The sequence below is a fragment of the Shewanella goraebulensis genome, from assembly GCF_030252245.1.
Taxonomy (GTDB): Bacteria; Pseudomonadota; Gammaproteobacteria; order Enterobacterales; family Shewanellaceae; genus Shewanella; species Shewanella goraebulensis.
Genome location: NZ_CP126972.1, coordinates 2,336,714 through 2,358,397 on the forward strand (window position 1 = coordinate 2,336,714; position 21,684 = coordinate 2,358,397).

Here is a 21,684-nt window from a genome sequence, read left to right on the forward strand (position 1 = left end):
GACTGCATAAGCGCTGAGGTATATTTCCGTTTTGTTGCGGAACAGTGAAGATACTACTCCTAGCTTTCTTTCCTCGACAACGTTATGCATACGTATTCAAAGGATGCGCAAGCTAAAAGTGACTGTTTTTTTACTTTTAGTTAACATTCAAAAGTCATATTTGAGACTCTTTAAGTGTCTGAATTGTAGCACTTAAATTTGTTGTAAGTATTTTTTAAAAATGTATTAATTCTTTGCATACGTATGCAGCTCTATTGAACCTGATTTCCATAATCACGTATCCTCGAGTCAATTAAATAATAATGACGACCTGTTACTGGGTCGCAACAAAGGGTTAACTACGTCAAGTTTGTTTAGTAGTTGATTCGCTTATTACAGAGGGTGTGCAATGAGTCAGTTATCATGGTGGCGCGGCGGAGTGATATACCAGGTATATCCACGAAGTCTGATGGATTCCAACGGAGATGGAGTAGGTGATTTACAAGGAATTATTGCCAAACTTGATTACATTGCTAGTTTAAATGTCGATGCGATTTGGATTTCCCCTTTCTTTAAATCACCAATGAAAGACTTTGGTTATGACATTAGTGATTACCTCGACGTCGACCCTATGTTCGGTTCGATGAATGACTTTGATGAATTAATTGCAAAAGCTCATGAGTTAAATATCAAAGTTATTATTGATCAAGTGCTAAGTCATACCTCTGATGAACATGCTTGGTTTAAACAAAGTAAATTAAGCCGTGATAATGATAAAGCTGATTGGTATGTGTGGGCCGATCCTCAAGATGATGGTACCGCGCCTAATAATTGGCTAGCCATTTTTGGTGGCTGCGCTTGGGAATGGGAGCCTCGTCGTCAACAGTACTATTTACACAACTTTCTAAAAAGTCAGCCCGATTTAAACTTCCATAACCCAGAAGTAAGACAAGCTGTTTTAGATAATGTGGAATTTTGGCTTAAAAAGGGCGTTGATGGATTCCGCTTAGATGCTATTACTTTTTGTTATCATGATGAGCAGCTTAGAGACAACCCTGCAAAACCTAAAGATCAACGCCAAGGTCGCGGTTTTAGTGAAGATAATCCATATGCTTATCAGTATCACTATTACAATAACACTCGCCCGCAAACCGTTGGCTTTATTGAAGACTTACGTTCGTTGATTAATCAATATCCTGGTGCAGTTACCTTAGGTGAAGTGTCTTCAGAAGACTCACTAGCCACCATGGCTGAGTACACCCAAGGCGATGACCGTTTACACATGGCCTACAGCTTTGAATTACTGACTAATGATTTTAGCGCGGCTTATATACGTCAAACGGTAGAAGAGCTGGAAGCCAGTATTGGCGACGGTTGGCCTTGCTGGGCTATTGGTAATCACGATGTTCAGCGAGTCGCTACACGTTGGGGCAAAGGTGAAAGCAACCCTAACTTAGTTAAAATGCTAAATGCTTTACTGTGTTCATTGCGCGGTAGTGTGTGTAGTTACCAAGGCGAGGAACTAGGATTAACTGAGGCTCCTATTGAATTTGAACAGCTACAAGATCCGTTTGGCATTACTTTTTGGCCAATGTTTAAAGGCCGTGATGGCTGCAGAACGCCAATGCCTTGGGTTAAAGAGCATCAACAAGCTGGTTTTAGCGAAAGTAAACAAGCTTGGCTACCTATTCCTGATGCACATAAAGCATTATCAGTTGATTTGCAGGAAGCCAATTCAGACTCAAGTTTGCATACATATCGTCACTTTTTGGCTTGGCGTAAGCAATACCCTGCGTTAGTTGCTGGTGATATTCAGTTTATCGATACCGATGAACCAGTATTAGCTTTCACTCGTCATTTTGAAACTCAAACTTTGTTAGTGGTATTTAACCTGGCAAATAGTGCTAACCAGTTTGATGTTTCAAGCTTCTCAATCAAGCAAGTTATTGACAATCATGGATTAGCGTCTGGTGAACTCGTTGACGGAAATAACTTAACACTTGCAGCATATAATAGCTTTTATGCCGTCATTGATTAAATGTTAAAACAGCAACCTTATGTTGCTGTTTTACGTTATAGCTTGGACATTGAGCTAGGCTACATATAAAGCTCAATAATCAACATTTACACAATCATTTTTTATACAATAACAAGAGTACCTTAATTATGGCCTCAACAATTACAAGCGGTGCCACAACCGTTAGCCATTCAGGCGATGGTAAATATCGTTTTGCATTGGTATCCCTGACTTCATTGTTTTTTATGTGGGGTTTTATCACCTGCTTAAACGACATTTTAATTCCTCATTTAAAAGCAGTGTTTTCATTAAGCTATACCGAAGCCATGCTGATTCAGTTTTGTTTTTTTGGTGCTTATTTTTTAGTATCACTTCCGGCTGGTAAGTTAGTTAAGAAATTAGGTTATCAACGCGGTATTGTCACAGGCCTTGTTATAGCAAGTTTTGGTTGTGCATTGTTTTATCCCGCGGCTGACTTTGCTGTTTATGGCTTATTTCTTGGCGCACTTTTTGTACTTGCATCTGGAATTACCATTTTACAAGTAGCAGCCAATCCCTACGTTAATGCATTGGGCAGTGAAGAAACGGCTTCAAGTCGTCTAAATCTAACTCAGGCATTTAATGCGCTTGGAACGACTGTTGCACCGTATTTTGGTGCAATACTCATATTATCGGTGGCAACAGGTGCCGTTGGAGAGTTAAGTCATTCGCAAGCAGAAGCTGAAGTTGTAAAAATGCCTTATCTTTTCCTTGCTGCTACTTTAGCGATATTGGCTGTGATTTTTGCCAAATTGAAGCTACCAGTCATTGAAGCTCACGTTGAACAAAATACGACGGGTGAAGTGACCTACAAAGGTAAAACCAGTGCGCTACAAAGTACTCATCTTGTTTTAGGTGCAGTAGGTATTTTTGTATATGTTGGCGCTGAAGTCTCAATCGGTAGTTTCTTAGTCAACTTTTTAGGCGAGGAGCACATTGTTGGGCTTCAAGAAGCAGATGCAGCAAAATACATTACGTATTATTGGGGCGGAGCTATGGTTGGTCGCTTTATCGGCTCAGCAGTAATGCAAAAGATTTCAGCAGGCAAAGTATTAGCCTTTAATGGTTTAATGGCTGCAGTTTTAGTATTAGTTGCAATGTATACCAGTGGTGAGATTGCGATGTGGGCAATATTGGCTGTTGGCTTGTTCAATTCAATCATGTTCCCAACGATTTTTAGTTTAGCGCTCAGAGATCTCGGACCACATACTTCTCAAGGCAGTGGCTTCTTATGTCTAGCGATTGTAGGTGGTGCTATTATACCTTTATTACAAGGGGTAATGGCTGATTCTATGGGCTTACAACCAGCATTTATTTTACCAGTTGTCTGTTATGCATTTATCGTGTTTTACGGCGCGAAAGGTTCTCAAATGTAATTCTTCAGAATGACAAGTTTTATTTGTTAAACTTAAGCAGCCATTCGGCTGCTTTTTGTTTTTAGGTAAATTGATCTCAATGCGTTAAATATCATAATCATTACTTGCGCTAAAGCGCGTTAACTCCTATGATCCAAGCGCTTTTCTGTAATTACTTCTTTTTCTTTACTCTGTGAGATCCCAATGCTGACTTTCCCACTTTCTGGCAGTTCTTCTGAACTGGTAATTGATGTGCTAACCATGGTGTTAACTGATGGTAAACCATTAGATAGAGCATACTCTCACAACTTTTCTGGCATGCAATATCCGCCTGCAGAACTTGCCCGTATTACCACCGTTACCGGTGATATCCTTCGCCGTCTAAACCTTTACTGCTTCATAGTAGACATGAAAGCTGAAGATATTGAGCGTATGGGTTCAAAATTGATTAATGGCTGGCATTTATTCCATGAGCTTGAATTACCCAAAATGGAATATGCATTACAGGTTGATGCAGAAGACTTTGCAGCGCGTGTTGCTCAAGCTAAAACACAGCCAGCATTATGGGATGGCTGTCCTGAATGGTTAGATACATTAGGTGCTAAGCAGTTAGGTGATAAATGGCCTGCAGAAAGAGCAGCCTTAGCCGCAGTGCCTAAGCGTTATATTCGTGCTAACTCACTTAAAGGCACACGCGATGAATTGAAGCAGCGTTTAACCAAAGAATTAGTGGCTACTGTTGAAGTAGAAGGGGTAGATAGTGCCCTTGAAGTTCGTTCTGATTCTGCATTATTTAAAACTACCGCTTTTAAAGAAGGTTTTTTTGAACAACAAGATGCAGGCTCACAGCTTGTAGCTGCCGCAGTGGATGCAAAACCAGGTATGCGTGTAGTTGATGCTTGTGCTGGTGCTGGTGGTAAAACCTTACATATTGCTGCACAAATGAAAGGTAAAGGTCGTTTATTGGCCATGGATGTTGAGCAATGGAAACTTGATAATCTAAAAGCTCGTGCGCGAAGAGCAGGTGCACATAACGTAGAAACTAGAATCATCGCTAGCAGCAAGACTATTAAGCGTTTGAAATTAACCGCTGATCGCGTGTTATTGGATGTACCTTGTTCAGGTTTAGGCGTACTTAAACGTAACCCTGATTCGAAATGGCGCGACACGCCAGAGCGTTTACCAGTATTAATCGAATTACAAAAAGATATTTTACAAAGCTATAGCCGCATGGTGAAAGTGGGTGGCATTTTAGTCTATGCCACATGTTCTATCATGCCTGATGAAAACCGTAATCAAGTCGATGCTTTTATCGCAGCGAACCCGCACTTTAAACTCATTGATGATGAAGAAATTTTAGTTTCTGAACATGGTTTTGATGGTTTTTATCTTGCTCGCATGGAGCGCATCAGCGAAGTGTGAATTCAATTATTTTAAAATAAAACAAGTATTAAAAGCAGTTTTGTTAGCAGACAATACTGCTTTTTTTGTTTAAATAGCATATAAAATGGTAATTTTGGATTTGACTAGCTGAAACAGAGGTTTACTAAAGCCAACTACAAAATGCTTGTTATGGTGTTGTAATACCTTTGTTGATTTTGTCTGGAATTATGAATAATCTTCTTATTATTAAACATAGGAAATAAAACTGTCATATGTAGTTGCAGATAATGATTTAGGTTATAGGAGTTCTATGGATAGCGCGCAGTATATTAGTACTAATACTGAAAACTATGATGTGTTAACGCACAGGTCTTCTAGTATTGAGCGTTACAGTACCATTTTATCTATGGTTCTTGCAGGTTCTCCACTTAGGGAAATACTCCATTCATTAGTTCTTTCCATTGAAGCTCAAAAAATAGGTACCAAAGCATCGGTACTGCTAATCAGTAATGACAAAAAGCGTCTGCTAAATGGCGCAGCGCCGAGTTTACCTGAAGAATACAATCAAGCTATTCATGGCGTCGAAATCGGTCCTGAGGTTGGCTCTTGCGGCGCTGCAGCTGCAACAGGTAAACGAATTATCGTTGAAGATATTGAAACTCACCCCAATTGGGCTGCATTCAAAGAGTTACCCCTTAAAGCGGGTTTAAAGGCCTGCTGGTCTGAACCTATTATCGATTCAAATGGTGAAGTACTCGGTACATTCGCCATGTATTACGATACCAAAAAGTCGCCATCAGATTTAGATTTAGAGTTAATTCAAGAAGCCGCAAAATTAGGCAGTTTATCAATAGAGCGCAGTCAAGCTCTGCATTTGCAACGATTAACTAGTCGTATATTCAGCAAGTTACCCATGGGATTGGTTATTACGACTGATACTCACTCGTTATTGTTAGTTAATCCTATGTTCAAAACAATAACCCGGGATTTTACTGCTGACAAAACCGTATTCGAACCCGAAGTCTTTTTTGAAAAATCAGATCCAAAGGTTTTGGCGTCAATGCTTAAAAATTTAACCCGAGGAAATACATGGCAAGGTGAGCTAACGGGTTATAAACGTAATGGCAAAACATTCGATGCTGAAGTGACCGTGACGACTTTTAGAGATTACCACGGTGAACAAAATTGTTTATCTTGGCTCATTACCGACATCAGCGAACATAAAGATGCTAATAAACTCATTCATTTTCAAGCCAATAATGACGCCTTAACCAGCCTTGCTAATCGACGGTGCTTTTTAGATAAAATATATGATTATGTTTGGCAATTAGAACGCACAAAGCAAACAGATATCGCATGTAGTGTTTTATTAATGGATATTGATAACTTTAAACTAATCAATGATAGCTTAGGACACGAAAACGGTGATGCGTTACTTAAAGAAGTATCTGACCGATTAACCACCATCACGCCAAGAGGCTGCCTACTCGCTCGTATTGCTGGTGATGAGTTCGGTTTATTTATCCCAGGTAAAGTTTCCGACAATCAACTTATTTCATTAGCGAAACAAATTAATTCATCCATAGCCGATGTCGTGATTATCGAGCAGCAACATATACATCCTTCTATGAGCATTGGGATCTCTCGTTATCCTGACGACTCTACCATTGTCGAGTCGTTAATCAATTTTGCTAGTCAAGCAATGTATGATGTAAAACTCAAAGGCCGTAATCACTATCAGTTTTTTAATGAAACGATGCAAAAAAATGCTGAGCGGACTGCCTACCTGCAAATGGAGTTGGGTAAAGCGTTAAACAAAGAATCATTTGAACTGTATTTTCAGCCGATTGTGTCAGTGGATTCTATTCAAATTGAAAAAGCGGAAATATTACTGCGCTGGCAATTGAACGGAGAGTTTATTTCCCCAGAAGAGTTTATTCCAATAGCAGAGCAGTCTGGGTTAATTGTGCCGATTGGTAAGTGGGTTAGGCAGCAAGCATTAACAATCATTGCTGAGCAATGGCAAAAGGGCTGTCCAATCGCTTTAGCGGTGAATGTTTCAACTTGCGAATTTTTAACTGATGAACTTCAAAAAGAATTTATTTATTTCTTTGAAGAGTTTGTAGGAACACTGGCAGTATCTGATTTCCCATTTGATTTACTGACTCTAGAAATTACAGAGTCATTGATGATGGATCAGCATCAAAATATTGAATGTCTATTAAATCAGTTACGTAATTGGGGCATTAAGATTTCAGTGGATGATTTTGGAACTGGCTATTCATCATTATCTTATTTAGCCAATTTCCCAGTTGACCAAATTAAGATTGATAAAGCCTTTATACAAAAAATTGAACAAGGTCCAAGGCATAGAGCTCTCGTAGAAGCGATAGCAAGCATGAGTAATGCTCTTGAATTAGCGGTTACGGCAGAAGGCGTGGAAACACAAACCCAATTAGATTTTGTCAAACGTAACCATGTTGATGCCATACAGGGCTACTTTTTTTATAAACCAATGCCTCAAGCAGATTTCTTTGATTTATTAAATAAGCAAAATAATTAAAAAAACACTAATTCAAGACAAAAAAGTCTGATTAAACTATTTAACTTATCAAAATCATTCGCCTTGAATCGTTATTAGTACTTTTCGGCTTCCACCGTGGTTGCGATGCTCACCTAAATAGACCCCTTGCCACATTCCTACCGCTAATTGCCCATGACTGATGGGAATTGATAGCTCACACCCTAGTAAACTAGATTTTAAATGTGCTGGCATATCATCGCTTCCTTCATAGGTATGCACGTAATAAGGCTCATTTTCAGCAGCTGTTCGGTTAAAGTAAGATTCAAAATCTTGTCGAACACTTGGGTCTGCATTTTCGTTGATGGTGATTGACGCTGAGGTATGCTGTAAAAACACATGCATCAATCCCACAGAGAAATTCGTTATCTCAGGGATTTGATGCAAAATTTCATCGGTAATTAAATGAAAACCTCGAGGTTTAGCTTTTAATAGGATCTGTTTTTGAAGCCACATTTTAACATCACTTTTTGTGCTGAATAATGGTTAAATTGTAGAGATATTTAGCCTTCACGCCAACAGTGTAAAACACTGGTTTAAAAAAAATCAGCAGGATATAACACTATTGAGCTATTTTTACGTCGTATTCAATGCAAATTTTTACTTGTTATTACTAAAAGCCTTGCTGTATAGGGGCTGCGTAAATCCTTAAATTAAATATGCTTATTATTTAAAGATTTTTATTTCAATGATATTTTATCTAATTCACATGTCGAGTGTTCTTAAAATTTCAGCAAACATATGTAAGCTGTGTATAAAACAAACGATTGATACAAAATGTTACCTTATAATGATTAGACTAATCTATCTTGAAGTATTTTTTGCATACAAAAAAGCCGCTAAATAAGCGGCTTTATCAATCTATGTAAAGTTTAAAGTAAGCTAAAAAGCAATACTCATATTAACCAAGCATGATTTTAGGTTCAGTAAATTCAAGTTCTAATGCTTCAGCCACTTCTTTACATACCAATTTACCGTGGATGACGTTTAATCCATTCAGTAGGTGTTGGTCAGCAAGTAGTGCCTTCTTATAGCCTAAATTAGCAAGCTTTAAGATGTAAGGAAGGGTAGCATTATTAAGAGCAAACGTTGATGTACGTGCTACTGCACCAGGCATGTTAGCTACACAGTAGTGAACAACTTCATCGACAATGTAAGTAGGCTCTTGGTGAGTGGTAGCATACGATGTTTCTACACAGCCGCCTTGGTCAATAGCAACGTCAACGATGGCACTGCCAGGCTTCATGCGTGAAATCATGTCACGAGTAACAAGTTTAGGTGCAGCAGCACCAGGAACCAATACGCCACCAATCACAAGATCAGCATCAATAACATGACGTTCAATGGCATCCGCAGTTGAATAAATCGCTTTAACAGAAGAACCAAATTGTACGTTTAGACGACGTAATGCATCGATGCTACGATCAAGTACAACAACATCTGCGCCCATACCTACGGCCATTTGCGCTGCATTGGTACCTACCATTCCGCCGCCAATAATCACGACTTTAGCTGGCTCAACACCTGGTACGCCACCAAGTAACATGCCACGGCCACCTAATGACTTTTCAAGAGCGCGTGCGCCTGCTTGAATTGACATGCGACCTGCGACTTCAGACATAGGAGCAAGTAATGGAAGACCGCCGCGATCGTCAGTCACTGTTTCGTATGCGATACATACTGACTTACTTTTAATTAAGTCTTCAGTTTGCGGCATATCCGGTGCTAAATGGAGGTAAGTGAATAGAATTTGATCTTCACGAAGCATAGCGCGCTCAACGGCTTGAGGCTCTTTTACTTTAACAATCATGTCTGATTGTGCGAAAACTTCTGCGGCAGTTTCTAGAATAGAAGCACCAGCGTCAATATAATCTTGATTGGTAAAGCCGATGCCTGTACCAGCATCAGATTGAACGAATACATCATGGCCTTTAATCGTTAATTCGCGAACGCTTGAAGGAACCATACCTACACGGTACTCGTGGTTTTTGATTTCAGTAGGGATACCAATAATCATTTTGTGCCTCTATTTGATCAGTTGTCGTTGTTGACAATTCAATTGTTATTATAATCGCTCACCTGAACGTGCTTATTTCAGGGAAGTCTAGTATAGTGCCCAAGACGCAGTTTATGCTGCTAAACTTTACACATTAAAAGATGAATATGTTGTTTTTGTGCTAAAGCAAGGTTAATAATATGGCAAATAATAAAAAAAATTCTGTAAAAGATTTAGATCGGATTGACCGTAATATCCTCAATGAACTTCAAGTTGATGGTCGCATATCAAACGTGGAGTTATCGAAAAGAGTAGGGCTTAGTCCTACTCCTTGTTTAGAGCGAGTTAAGCGTCTCGAGAAACAAGGTTACATTAATGGCTACACTGCATTAGTTAACCCTCATTATCTTGGTGCATCTTTACTTGTATTTGTGGAAATCACGTTAACACGCGATACGCCTGATATTTTTGAGCGCTTCAACAAAGCCGTTCAGTTACTCGATGATATTCAAGAATGTCATTTAGTCTCTGGTGACTTTGATTATTTATTGAAGACTCGAGTATCTGATATGTCAGCATATCGTCGTTTATTAGGTGAGACTCTACTTAAGTTGCCATCAGTTTCTGATACTCGTACTTATGTGGTCATGGAAGAAGTCAAACAAACTAATAAAGTCGCATTAAATTTATTAGCGGATAGCTACTAAACTTTCTGGCCATCAAAAATAAAGGGCATCGCCCTTTATTTTTTTATCTAAAATCAGCAAACCTTCAAAAAGCTCCTTCATTTTGATGTAAAAACAACCAAATTTTTCTTACTCAATTAAATTTTGGTTAAGCATCCATCTATCTGAAAACATTAGGTTGAGCTAGACTTATTCACGTAGCATAATCGCTGCAACATCAGTGATATTCTGTTATTGTTATCATTCTTTTTAATTCTTATTCGGGTGTTTTCGTTTGTCTCAGGGAAATAGTCTTCAAACACTTAGTGGCCTTCAACGTCTTCTCGAAGGTGGATTGATCATTTGTTGCATGACAGCAACTTACATTCTTCTTGCGCTTAGCAGCTTTGATCCTAGCGATCCTGGCTGGAGCCAGTCTCATTTCCAAGGTGAAATCAATAACCTTACTGGTGCTGTAGGGGCATGGACTGCTGATGTCCTTTTTTATTTCTTCGGTTTTATTGCTTACCTGATCCCTATCATTATTGCAGCCACAGGCTGGTTTATTTTTAAACGCACTCACAAATTATTTGAAATTGATTACTTCTCAGTGGGGCTAAGAATTATTGGCTTCATGTTGATGGTATTGGCATTAGCAGCACTTGCGAGTATGAATGCTGATGATATGTATGTGTTTTCTGCAGGTGGTGTTGCTGGTGATGTGATTGGTCAGGCCATGCTGCCTTATTTCAATAATCTAGGTACTACATTACTCTTATTGTGCTTTATCGGCGCAGGTTTCACTTTAACTACAGGTATTAGTTGGTTAACAGTTATTGAAGCAACTGGCTACGGAACTATTTGGTTGTTCAAAAAATTAATTAGTCTTCCAAGTTATTTGAATGGGTCAAAAGAAACAGAAGATACTCGTGGATTTATGTCTGTGGTTGATAAGTTCAAACAGGGACGCGATAAGTCAGATGAATATGAAGCTATTGATGGCGAAGTAGCGGAAACTACTGATACACAATCTACAGAAAGAACTGATACTCAATCAACAGAAAGAACCTACGGCGGTAAGTTAGAGCCACAATTTGAAACTCATTCAGATGCAGTATCCGCAGCAGAGACTGATGAAGACGAACATGAAGTTGAGCCAGTTAAGCAATCTATCTTCGCGAGAATGAAGTCCAAGATTAATCCAACTCAAGAGAATACCCCTGACGACTATCAAGATCATGAAGTTGATAACCAAAATCAAGTTCTGCCAATCAACGGTCAGCGCAGAGTAGAGCCGCAAGTTAGTATCAATAGCGAAAATGATGGTACGTCAGAACCTTGGGCTGCAACAGGCGATGCGCCAGCTGTTGACTTAACTCATGCTAATCAAGCTACAGAAGCCAACAATGATGAAACCATAGAGTTCGGTGATGAGTTTGACCGCACAACATCTATTGGTGCGACAGTGATGGCAGCAGCGGTGAAAAACCAGCAAAGCAGCGAACAACACAATTCGGATGACAGTGCTAACGCAGCAAGTCACGTAGCAAGTGCCGTTGCAAATAGTGCTGCAAATAACCCTGTTGCGTCACCAGCGGCTACTGACAAGCCTTATATTGCAGAAGGTGTGGTAATAATTCCTGGTCAAGAACCACAAGTGGTAATGAGTCAGCCACGAGTTGCAATGCCGCCTTTACCAAGCATTACACTGCTTGATGTCCCTGATCGCAAAGAAAATCCAATTACTAAAGATGAGCTTGATATTGTTGCTCGCTTAGTCGAAACCAAATTAGCCGACTTTAATATTGTGGCTAATGTGGTTGGTGTGTTCCCTGGTCCAGTCGTAACGCGTTTCGAACTTGAGCTGGCACCAGGGGTGAAAGCTTCGAAGATTACTAACCTTTCAAAAGATTTAGCTCGCTCATTATTAGCGGAAAGTGTCCGTGTAGTTGAAGTGATTCCAGGTAAGGCTTACGTTGGTTTAGAGTTACCCAATAAGTTTCGTGAAACCGTATTCATGCGCGATGTTCTCGACAGCAAAACCTTTGAAGAAAGTCAGTCAAACCTATCTATGGTGCTAGGTGAAGATATTGCAGGCGACCCTGTCGTGGTTGATTTAGGCAAAATGCCTCATTTATTGGTTGCTGGTACTACAGGTTCAGGTAAATCTGTCGGTGTGAACGTGATGATCACCAGTATTTTATATAAGTCTGGTCCTGAAGATGTTCGCTTCATCATGATTGACCCGAAAATGCTAGAACTGTCGGTATATGAAGGTATCCCGCATTTATTATGCGAAGTTGTCACCGATATGAAAGAAGCCGCCAATGCACTGCGTTGGTGTGTGGGTGAAATGGAACGTCGTTACAAATTAATGTCGGCATTAGGTGTACGTAATCTTAAAGGTTACAACACTAAAATTAAATTAGCGAAAGAAGCTGGTACGCCAATTGTTGATCCGCTTTGGAAGTCATCAGAAAGCATGGATGAGCAAGCGCCAGAGCTTGATAAATTACCTTCAATTGTTGTCGTAGTCGATGAATTTGCTGACATGATTATGATTGTGGGTAAAAAGGTTGAAGAGTTAATTGCCCGTATTGCGCAAAAAGCTCGTGCGGCTGGTATTCATTTAATCTTGGCAACACAACGCCCCTCAGTTGATGTGATCACTGGTTTGATTAAAGCGAACGTACCAACGCGTATTGCATTCCAAGTTTCATCTCGTATTGATTCTCGTACCATTTTGGACCAACAAGGTGCAGAAACCCTACTTGGTATGGGGGACATGCTTTATTTGCCTCCTGGAACAAGCGTACCAATTCGTGTTCATGGCGCCTTTATTGACGATCATGAAGTGCATAAAGTAGTCGCAGATTGGCACGCACGAGGTAAGCCACAATATGTTGAAGAAATTTTAAATGGCGTCAGTGATGGGGAGCAAGTTTTACTTCCTGGTGAAACAGCTGAAACCGATGACGATACGGATCAACTCTATGATGAAGCTGTTGCCTTTGTAACCGAAACCCGTAGAGGATCAATTTCGAGCGTGCAACGTAAATTCAAAATTGGTTATAACCGCGCAGCACGAATCATTGAAATGATGGAGTCACAGGGCATTGTAAGTAGCCAAGGTCATAATGGTAATCGAGAAGTATTAGCGCCACCGCCACCACGCGGTTAGTTATCCATTTACGCTATTTGAATGTAGTAGGAAAGAATATGAAAAAATGTATGGGTTTATTATCAGTCATAGCCGTGATGTTAACTTCATCCGTTCAGGCGGATGACTCGGGTGTACTGCGAGAAAAGCTGGAAACTCTGGCTTCTTTAAAAGCCGACTTTAGTCAGACAGTTACTGACATTAATGACAAAGTTATTCAGTCTGGTGAAGGCGTTTTTGCACTGGCTTACCCAAACAAATTTTACTGGCATTTAACTCAGCCTGATGAGTCACTCATCGTTGCTGACGGTCAGGATTTATGGATATTTAACCCGTTTGCAGAAGAAGTCACAGTAATGGATTTTGCTGATGCAGTTGAAGCGTCGCCGATTGCATTATTAGTTCATCGTGATGAAAACACATGGGCTCAATACCATGTTAGTCAAGTACAACCAGAATCTGGCAAAGCTTGCTATATGATCAAGCCTAAATCATTAGAAAGCAGTGTTGTCACAGTTAATGTCTGCTTTAATGAAACACAACTTACTGACTTTAACTTACTCGATGAGCAAGGTAATCACAGCCAGTTTGTTTTAAGTAATCAAACTACTGTGGCTAAAGATGAACAGTCTTTATTTGAATTTGTTGTGCCAGCCAATGTTGATATTGACGATCAACGTGCCAATGCAGAGCAGTAGATTATTGTGGCTAATTTAGGTTTTGATTTTGCGCCCGACTTTCGTCCTTTAGCCGCTAGAATGCGTCCGAGGGAGATAAGTGAATACGTGGGGCAAAGCCATTTGCTTGGTGAAGGCCAGCCGTTAAGGCAAGCATTAGAAGCAAACCGTGCTCATTCAATGCTGCTTTGGGGGCCACCAGGAACCGGCAAAACAACTCTCGCTGAATTAGTTGCTCATTACGCCAATGCTCATGTTGAACGTATCTCAGCTGTGACCTCTGGGGTAAAAGAAATCCGCGCAGCTATTGAGCAAGCAAAAGCTGTAGCCCAAAGCCGCGGCCAACGTACCTTACTGTTTGTTGACGAAGTCCACCGTTTTAATAAAAGCCAACAAGATGCTTTTTTACCGTTTATCGAAGACGGTACCGTGATTTTTGTTGGGGCTACCACTGAAAACCCATCGTTTGAGCTGAATAATGCATTATTGTCTCGGGCAAGAGTGTATTTGATTAACCGCCTCGACGCTGATGATATTGCTAACATTATCAATCAAGCATTAACCGACACAGAACGCGGTTTTGGCAAGCGTAACTTTGTCATGCCTGATGATGTGATGCAGCAATTAGCCGCCACTTCTGATGGGGATGCACGTAAAGCATTAAACTTACTCGAGTTAATGAGTGATTTAGTCAGTGATAATGATAGTTTTACCCAAGAGATGCTCACTCAGGTCGCCGGCCACCAAATGGCTGCTTATGATAAAAACGGCGATCAATTTTACGATTTAATTTCAGCGGTACATAAATCTGTTCGTGGTTCATCACCGGATGCCGCGCTGTATTGGTATTGCCGTATTTTAGAAGGCGGTGGCGATCCACTTTATGTTGCGAGACGATTATTGGCCATTGCTTCAGAAGACATAGGCAATGCTGACCCGACAGCAATGAATATAGCACTAAATGCATGGGACTGTTTTCACCGCGTTGGTCCCGCAGAAGGTGAACGCGCTATAGCACAAGCCATTGTTTATTTAGCCAGTGCGCCCAAAAGTAATGCGGTATACACTGCATTTAAAGCAGCGAGAGTACTTGCCCGAGAAACTGGCCATGAGTCAGTGCCCGATCATTTACGTAATGCGCCTACTCAATTAATGAAAAACATGGGACTAGGTGCTGAATACCGTTATGCCCATGATGAACCCGGCGCTTTTGCTCCTGGTGAAAATTACTTCCCAGAATCACTGCAACAAAGTCAGTTTTACTATCCAACAGAGCGTGGATTTGAAAAACGGATTAAAGATAAGTTAACCCATTTAGCTGAGCTCGATAGAACAAGTGAGGTAAAACGCTATGATTAGCATGACCAATATCATGTTTGTGGCACTTGGCGGATCAATTGGTGCTGTTTTTCGCTATGTTATTTCAATTTTAATGCTTCAGCTATTTGGAAGCAGTTTCCCTTTTGGTACACTGTTGGTCAATATATTGGGATCTTTCTTGATGGGTGTGGTTTATGCCATCGGTCTTGAAACAAGTCACCTAAGTCCTGAAATTAAAGCCATGGTTGGTGTTGGATTATTAGGCGCTTTAACGACTTTTTCGACTTTTTCCAATGAAACATTATTGCTGATGCAAGAAGGACTTTTTGTAAAAGCAATTCTCAACGTGTTGTTGAATGTCATCCTATGTATTTTCATGGTGTATGTCGGTCAGCAGCTAGTATTTTCTCGCATTTAACTATTAAGAATATAAAACATGTTAGATCCAAAATTTTTGCGTAACGAACTTGAAGTCACAGCTGAGCTGTTAGCTAGACGTGGCTTTATCCTTGATGTTAGCCGTCTTACAGCTTTAGAAGAAAAGCGTAAGTCGCTACAAGTGGAAACAGAAGAATTACAAGCGTCCCGTAATGCAATCTCTAAATCCATCGGTCAAGCTAAGTCTCGTGGTGAAGATGTTAGTGAAATCATGGCAAAAGTAGGGGATTTAGGTTCTCAGCTAGATGCGAAGAAAACTGAACTGGCTGATTTGTTAGCTGAGTTAAACGGTATTGCGATGAGCATGCCAAACTTACCTGACGATGCTGTACCTGCAGGTGCTGACGAAAACGACAATGTTGAAGTTCGCACTTGGGGCGAGCCAACAAAATTTGATTTTGAAGTTAAAGATCATTTAGATCTTGGTGAAGGCCTAGACGGTTTAGACTTCAAAAGTGCAGTAAAAATTACTGGTTCACGTTTCATCGTAATGAAAGGCCAAGTTGCACGTTTAACTCGTGCAGTTGGTCAATACATGCTAGACCTTCATACAGAAGAGCATGGTTACACTGAAATGTATGTGCCTTTGTTAGTGAACGAAGAAAGCTTATTAGGTACAGGTCAATTACCTAAGTTTGGTGAAGATTTATTCCACACCAAACCAGCAACTGAAGAAGGTCAGGGTCTAAGCCTTATACCTACTGCAGAAGTGCCATTAACCAATATGGTACGTGATACGATTGTTGAAGAAGCTAACCTTCCACTTAAAATGACGGCATTAACCTCTTGTTTCCGTAGTGAAGCAGGTTCATACGGTCGTGATACTCGTGGTTTAATTCGTCAGCACCAGTTTGATAAAGTAGAACTTGTTCAAATCGTTAAGCCAGAAGATTCAATGGCGGCACTTGAAGAATTAACGGGTCATGCTGAAAAAGTATTACAAGGTTTAGGCCTTCCTTACCGTACAATGATTTTATGTACTGGCGACATGGGCTTTGGCGCATCTAAAACCTATGACTTAGAAGTATGGTTACCAGCACAAAATACCTACCGTGAAATTTCTTCTTGTTCAAACATGAAGGACTTCCAAGCGCGTCGTATGCAAGCTCGCTACCGTGGTGTGAATGACAAAAAGCCAACGCTTTTACATACATTAAATGGTTCTGGATTAGCAGTAGGCCGTACAGTAGTGGCGATTTTAGAAAACTACCAAAATGCTGACGGTTCAGTTACGGTTCCTGAAGCGCTACGTCCTTATATGCGCGGTCTTGAAAAAATCGGCTAATGCTAATTAACTGTTAAATTAACAGCTTAAAAAAACCAAACTTCATGTTTGGTTTTTTTGTACCTGTAGTTAGCTGTTATAATCATATTTACAATTTGTAAGACATCCACTTTCCTAAATTTAAAGCCTGAATTAGATGTTAGAAATAGAATACTCAATCAATGAGTTAACCACATTAATGTACGTCGAAAGCACTCATGAATTTTGCTTTGAAAATCAGCAATGGATCGTAGCTTCGAAGCTTAAAGTAGGTGATAAGATTCTTACTCGTAGTGGCGTTATAGCAGCAGTTATAACTATCAATACAGTAGATACTCGTTATCCAGAACCGCATCTTGTGAGTAAGCTACGTGATGTAAAACTGAGTCACAACCATCATTTTTTTGTAACTAAAAAACCAAACTCTGCTTTAGATGTTAGTTGCGAAGATCCACCGACAGACCCACTTGAACTGATCCCATATGAACTTGCCAACAAACCCTCTTATTTTCCTAATGGTGAGCCAACAGGCCACCATAGTGGGCCATGGGTCGCTGCAAAATATATAGATGATTCAGGTTTTGAAACTTTTGGCTGGGGTAGAGCTGATGATACCCAATGCGCTGAAGATGCTGCGGTGTCAGATTTAAAGTCAAAGATTGAAATACCATTGTTACTTAATAGACAGAATGTATCTATTTCACATGCCTATATTCGTAAATATTCAAAACGTGGACGATTAATCAATACAATGAGCCCGTGCTCTTACTGCCGTGAAAATTATGGCGAGGCCCTTAATGATAAGAGGATTGGTGACAGTAACTTGAAGAAAACTGGCCGCGAATATTTGCCTGACAATGAATTTTAATTCTATCAAATTCAAATGAAATATGAGCGCATTAACAATGCTCTTATTGGCTACCGATAAGGACTATTCACTAGTACTATTCACCAAACGTAAAAGATGTCATTCACAATTTGGACTTGGTGCCAAAACTTCTTGTTCATCACTAAAATCCATAATATCTAACACGCATTTAACTTTTTAAAAGCAAATGCGTCATTTATTTTAAACCACCTTGTAACTCTCGTTTTGGAATCAATTCTAAAACTATGATTTTGTTATTCAAATAACAAGGGTGATGTAATGAAAAATTCTCTAATTTCTGCAAATAAAAAAACAACCAACAATCCTTTCTTACTGAAAAAAAAGCAATTGAGTGTAATCGGGGTCATGATTGCTAGTGCACTTAGTGCAGCCAGTGTCAATGCTTCAGTTCTTGATGACACTGACATGCAATTCGGCGGATATATTAAAGTCGATACTATGTTTAGTAATTATAGCAATGGTGCACCTGATTCAGGGCATATTTCTAGACAGTTTTATGTGCCAGGCACCATCTACGGTGTCGATGGTAATAGTGAGCAGGTTGTTGATTTTCAGGCAAGGGAATCTCGTTTTAACTTTAAAACAATGACTGATATGGATGGCCATAAGCTTACAGGTTTCATTGAACTTGATTTTATGACACATGCAGATGGTAATGAACGAGTTTCAAACAGTTATTCACCTCGTATTCGTCATGCTTTTATAAGTTATGACAACTGGACATTCGGTCAAACGTGGACAACATTCCAAAACCCTTCAGCTTTACCAGAAAATTTAGACTTTGTTGGCGCTGCAGAAGGGACCCCTTTTGTTCGACAAGCTCAGATCCGTTATACAAATGGTGGTTTCCAGTTCTCAATAGAAAACCCTGAAACGACTTTAAACAAAAATCAAAGTGCTTCTCGAATTGTGAGTGGCAGTGGTATGGTGCCAGACTTTGTAGCACGCTATAACATTAAAACGGAAGGTGGTGCTAAGTTGTCCTTGGCAGCTTTAGCAAGACAATTAAATGTTGACTCGACATATGACGATATACAGCTCGACTCTACTGCACTGGGTTATGGTGTTAGTTTTAGTGGTATTTTGCCTATTGGCAAAGATGACATTAAATTCAGTGCAACCTATGGCGAAGGGCTTGGACGTTACATGGCGCTTAATTATGTCAATGCGGGCGTGCTTGATAGCGACGGAGACATTGAAGCAATAAGTTCATTTGGTGGTTATATCGCTTATCGCCATTGGTGGAATGATAAGTGGCGTAGCAGTATCACAGCATCCGCCTTCAGTGCAGATAACGATGTGGAGTTAACTGGAGAGAATGTTAACAAAGATTCTTACTCAGGCTATGTCAACTTACTCTATTCACCTATTAAGCCTTTAACATTTGGTATTGAATATATGTATGCTAAAAACAGTAAAGAAAATGATATCGACGGAGAATTGAATCGAGTTATGTTTTCGGCTAAATACGTTCTTTAAATCTTGCAGTAACGGCGAGTAGAGATGTTAGTACTATTGCGAATTTAATAGTAACTTCATAAATAAAAAGGAGACTTAATGTCTCCTTTTTATATTCATTAATGTGAGATATTTAGATGCATTTTGCAGGCTTTGGTAATCCTGCAATTTTAGTGGCTTGCTTAGCAGGTCCAACAGGGAATAGGGTGTAAAGGTATTTTGAGTTGCCTTTATCTGCCCCTAATGACTGGCCAATTGCTTTAACTAAAACCCTGATCGCTGGGCTAGTTTTGTATTCTAAATAAAAATCACGTACAAAATTAATCACTTCCCAGTGTTGTTCGGTGAGCTCAATTTCTTCGGTTGCAGCAAGCACTGGCGCCATGTCTGGTTGCCAGTCTGTGTAATTTTTTAAATAACCTTTTGCATCAACTTCAATTTTTTTACCATTAAATTCGATTGAATCTACCAAGTGATCACCTTCGTGTGTTGCAGTGTTGCCAGAACAAACTGGTCATAATCTATGATGGAAATATTAACTAATTGAGGTAAGCGATGATTTAAGCCTCTCGCTTCAATATCTTCAATTAATACGTATAACTTGTAGTTAGCTAAACGCTGTTGCCATTGAGTGTTAAGTAAGCAATTAAGTGCATCGTCAGCTAACAATATGCTGTCTTGGTCATCAATGTAACGTAAACAGCAATTAAGTGCGTTGTCGGTCGTGGCAGAGCTCTGGACATGGTGCAGTATCATATTAGTAAACCACCACTTCGTTAGCTTGTTGGATCAATGTTTGGATCTGATGAGTTGATGCCATTTCTGCTTCAAAATTGAAATCATTAGCACTAAGGCCAAATTGTTTAGCTGATTCTTGGCACACTAGGACAGTTTCAATATCGTATAAACTCAATGCTTTAAAGGTCGAAAGGTAATCTTTGCTGCCAACGAGTTCAGGTTGTTGTTCCGCCAATAAATGCATTACTGCTTCATCAGTAAACACAATAGAAACTTCTTGTTCAAAACTTGCACTTAGCATTGCAAAGTCTAACCCTTCACGGTTCGAAGCATTGCCGATAGGACTGTGCCTGAATATGACGCAAATTTTTTTCATTTATTTAAACCCTTTAGCATCATATTAAAAGCATATTAATCGATCGGATTGTTCAATATTGGTAACAAGTTCTCCTAAACCACCCATCACAAATTGCTTACTGGCGTTGGATGTTTCCTTACGGTTTTCTTTGGCATCTTGATCTGACAACACGCCACGTCTTAAGGCTGCGGAAACACAGTTAACTAGATTGAGATTATGTTCAGTTGCAAGTCTGCTCCATGCAAGATGTAAGTCATGCTCGTCAGACGCAGGGGATATAAGTTTACTGCTATTAGTCACACCATCTTGATAAAAGAACACACTGGTAACTTGGTGACCGAGGGATAATACGCTTTCAGTAAAGCGAAGGGCCCTAAAGCTCGCAGTTGAGCCATAGACTGTGCCATTAACCTGGATAATAAATTTGTTCATAACAATAAAAATGGCTCCTGTAAGGGAGCCATTTTAGCGTAGATAGCTGTTTAATCACAAGGTCATAACCCGATGATTAACACAGTTACTCAAAGATTAATCATCGTTACCCATGCCTAACAAGTGAAGTAGAGCCATGAATAAATTGATGAAATTTAGAAATAATGAAATCGTAGCGCGGATGTAATTAGTTTCGCCACCATTTACGATACGGCTTGTATCATAAAGGATTAGACCAACCATGATCATTGCTACAGCAGCTTGAAGGGCCATAAACATTGCACCACTATTAACGAAGAACATGTTAATAAGTGAAAGGCCGATAACAACTAATAAGCCAGCAAATAAGAAACCACCCATGAAGTTAAAGTCTTTCTTAGTGGTGATTGCATATGCTGAAAGCGAAATAAAGATAACAGAAGTTAAACCAAAAGCTTGCATGATTAACTCAGGGCCATTAGCCATACCGACATAATGGTTAAGGATGTAACCTAGTGATGCACCTTGCATACCAGTGAAAGCGAAAATCCATGCTAAACCAGATGCGTTATCTGCTTTTTTCAACGTAACCATCATTACTACGATACTACCTAAAGATAGACCGATAGACATGAAAGGACCGATATTCATCGCCATTGCAACACCTGCCATAACAGCAGCAAATGCTAATGTCATTGACAATAACATGTAAGTGTTTTTAATGAGTTTATTCGTTTCCATCGTCGTGGCTTGCTGGCCAGACAAAGTTTGTTGATTCATAACAGTCTCCAAGACGTTAAAGGGCATGTTCCATGATGAAAAAACGTTGGAACATAGTGATAAATTACTAATTACTTAAGTTGATGATACCCCAGCTTTACTACAGCTTAAAGTTATCTTCACAAACGAATTAATTTAGCTCCAAAAATTGTAAGCTTTTGCCGGTATATCAACCC

The 21,684-nt window shown here is 39.8% G+C and carries 19 protein-coding genes; 12 read left to right on the forward strand and 7 right to left on the reverse strand.

What is annotated here, in order from left to right; all coding sequences use genetic code 11:
* Positions 1-388 precede the first annotated feature (388 nt).
* From QPX86_RS09785 to QPX86_RS09800, 4 genes are all read left to right on the forward strand, one after another.
* Entirely contained in the window at positions 389-2,017 is a 1,629-nt protein-coding gene (locus QPX86_RS09785; RefSeq protein ID WP_285165067.1) for an alpha-glucosidase family protein, read from the forward strand.
* Between the two features lie 128 nt (positions 2,018-2,145).
* Positions 2,146-3,411 (forward strand): sugar MFS transporter, encoded by a 1,266-nt coding sequence (locus QPX86_RS09790; RefSeq protein ID WP_220754273.1) that lies wholly within the window; start codon positions 2,146-2,148, stop codon positions 3,409-3,411.
* A gap of 183 nt (positions 3,412-3,594) precedes the next feature.
* A complete protein-coding gene (locus QPX86_RS09795) occupies positions 3,595-4,812 on the forward strand; it encodes an RsmB/NOP family class I SAM-dependent RNA methyltransferase (protein ID WP_285165068.1) in 1,218 nt (405 codons plus the stop codon).
* Between the two features lie 271 nt (positions 4,813-5,083).
* Positions 5,084-7,336, forward strand: coding sequence for a sensor domain-containing phosphodiesterase (locus QPX86_RS09800; protein WP_285165069.1), 2,253 nt, complete (start codon positions 5,084-5,086; stop codon positions 7,334-7,336).
* Positions 7,337-7,390: 54 nt separating this feature from the next.
* On the opposite strand, the gene QPX86_RS09805 is transcribed toward QPX86_RS09800, so the two are convergent.
* Positions 7,391-7,810, reverse strand: a complete 420-nt coding sequence (locus QPX86_RS09805; RefSeq protein ID WP_285165070.1) for a secondary thiamine-phosphate synthase enzyme YjbQ — start codon at positions 7,808-7,810, stop codon at positions 7,391-7,393.
* 445 nt (positions 7,811-8,255) lie between these two features.
* The gene (gene ald / locus QPX86_RS09810) at positions 8,256-9,371 is read right to left on the reverse strand and encodes an alanine dehydrogenase (RefSeq protein WP_285165071.1); all 1,116 of its coding nucleotides are present in this window, start codon (positions 9,369-9,371) and stop codon (positions 8,256-8,258) included.
* A gap of 179 nt (positions 9,372-9,550) precedes the next feature.
* Here ald and lrp point away from each other — a divergent pair, with 179 nt between their 5' ends.
* The 8 genes from lrp to QPX86_RS09850 all read left to right on the forward strand — a co-directional run bounded on the left by lrp (position 9,551) and on the right by QPX86_RS09850 (position 19,242).
* Entirely contained in the window at positions 9,551-10,057 is a 507-nt protein-coding gene (lrp, locus tag QPX86_RS09815; RefSeq protein ID WP_055026025.1) for a leucine-responsive transcriptional regulator Lrp, read from the forward strand.
* A 253-nt stretch (positions 10,058-10,310) separates the two neighbouring features.
* Positions 10,311-13,196, forward strand: a complete 2,886-nt coding sequence (locus QPX86_RS09820; protein WP_285165072.1) for a DNA translocase FtsK — start codon at positions 10,311-10,313, stop codon at positions 13,194-13,196.
* 38 nt (positions 13,197-13,234) lie between these two features.
* Complete coding sequence (lolA, locus tag QPX86_RS09825; protein WP_285165073.1) at positions 13,235-13,873, forward strand: outer membrane lipoprotein chaperone LolA; 639 nt, start codon at positions 13,235-13,237, stop codon at positions 13,871-13,873.
* A gap of 60 nt (positions 13,874-13,933) precedes the next feature.
* Positions 13,934-15,211, forward strand: coding sequence for a replication-associated recombination protein A (locus QPX86_RS09830; RefSeq protein WP_407696632.1), 1,278 nt, complete (start codon positions 13,934-13,936; stop codon positions 15,209-15,211).
* A gap of 1 nt (position 15,212) precedes the next feature.
* A complete protein-coding gene (gene crcB, locus QPX86_RS09835) occupies positions 15,213-15,590 on the forward strand; it encodes a fluoride efflux transporter CrcB (RefSeq protein ID WP_220754285.1) in 378 nt (125 codons plus the stop codon).
* Between the two features lie 18 nt (positions 15,591-15,608).
* Positions 15,609-16,895 (forward strand): serine--tRNA ligase, encoded by a 1,287-nt coding sequence (gene serS / locus QPX86_RS09840; RefSeq protein ID WP_220754265.1) that lies wholly within the window; start codon positions 15,609-15,611, stop codon positions 16,893-16,895.
* Positions 16,896-17,031: 136 nt separating this feature from the next.
* On the forward strand, positions 17,032-17,742 hold the full coding sequence (locus QPX86_RS09845) for a hypothetical protein (protein ID WP_285165075.1): 711 nt from the start codon (positions 17,032-17,034) through the stop codon (positions 17,740-17,742).
* 333 nt (positions 17,743-18,075) lie between these two features.
* Positions 18,076-19,242: a DcaP family trimeric outer membrane transporter gene (locus QPX86_RS09850; protein WP_285165157.1), complete on the forward strand. Its 1,167-nt coding sequence runs from the start codon at positions 18,076-18,078 to the stop codon at positions 19,240-19,242.
* 112 nt (positions 19,243-19,354) lie between these two features.
* Here QPX86_RS09850 and QPX86_RS09855 read toward each other — a convergent pair whose 3' ends face one another.
* From QPX86_RS09855 to QPX86_RS09875, 5 genes are all read right to left on the reverse strand, one after another.
* Entirely contained in the window at positions 19,355-19,693 is a 339-nt protein-coding gene (locus QPX86_RS09855) for a TusE/DsrC/DsvC family sulfur relay protein (protein ID WP_220754263.1), read from the reverse strand.
* Positions 19,687-19,977 (reverse strand): sulfurtransferase complex subunit TusB, encoded by a 291-nt coding sequence (gene tusB, locus QPX86_RS09860; protein ID WP_220754262.1) that lies wholly within the window; start codon positions 19,975-19,977, stop codon positions 19,687-19,689. The genes QPX86_RS09855 and tusB overlap by 7 nt, the downstream gene beginning before the upstream one ends.
* Position 19,978: 1 nt before the next feature.
* On the reverse strand, positions 19,979-20,335 hold the full coding sequence (tusC, locus tag QPX86_RS09865; RefSeq protein ID WP_220754261.1) for a sulfurtransferase complex subunit TusC: 357 nt from the start codon (positions 20,333-20,335) through the stop codon (positions 19,979-19,981).
* Positions 20,336-20,359: 24 nt separating this feature from the next.
* The gene (gene tusD, locus QPX86_RS09870; RefSeq protein WP_220754260.1) at positions 20,360-20,749 is read right to left on the reverse strand and encodes a sulfurtransferase complex subunit TusD; all 390 of its coding nucleotides are present in this window, start codon (positions 20,747-20,749) and stop codon (positions 20,360-20,362) included.
* 96 nt (positions 20,750-20,845) lie between these two features.
* Positions 20,846-21,508 carry a Bax inhibitor-1 family protein gene (locus QPX86_RS09875; protein ID WP_153913230.1) on the reverse strand — a complete coding sequence of 221 codons (663 nt, stop codon included), beginning with the start codon at positions 21,506-21,508 and terminating at the stop codon, positions 20,846-20,848.
* Positions 21,509-21,684: the final 176 nt, after the last annotated feature.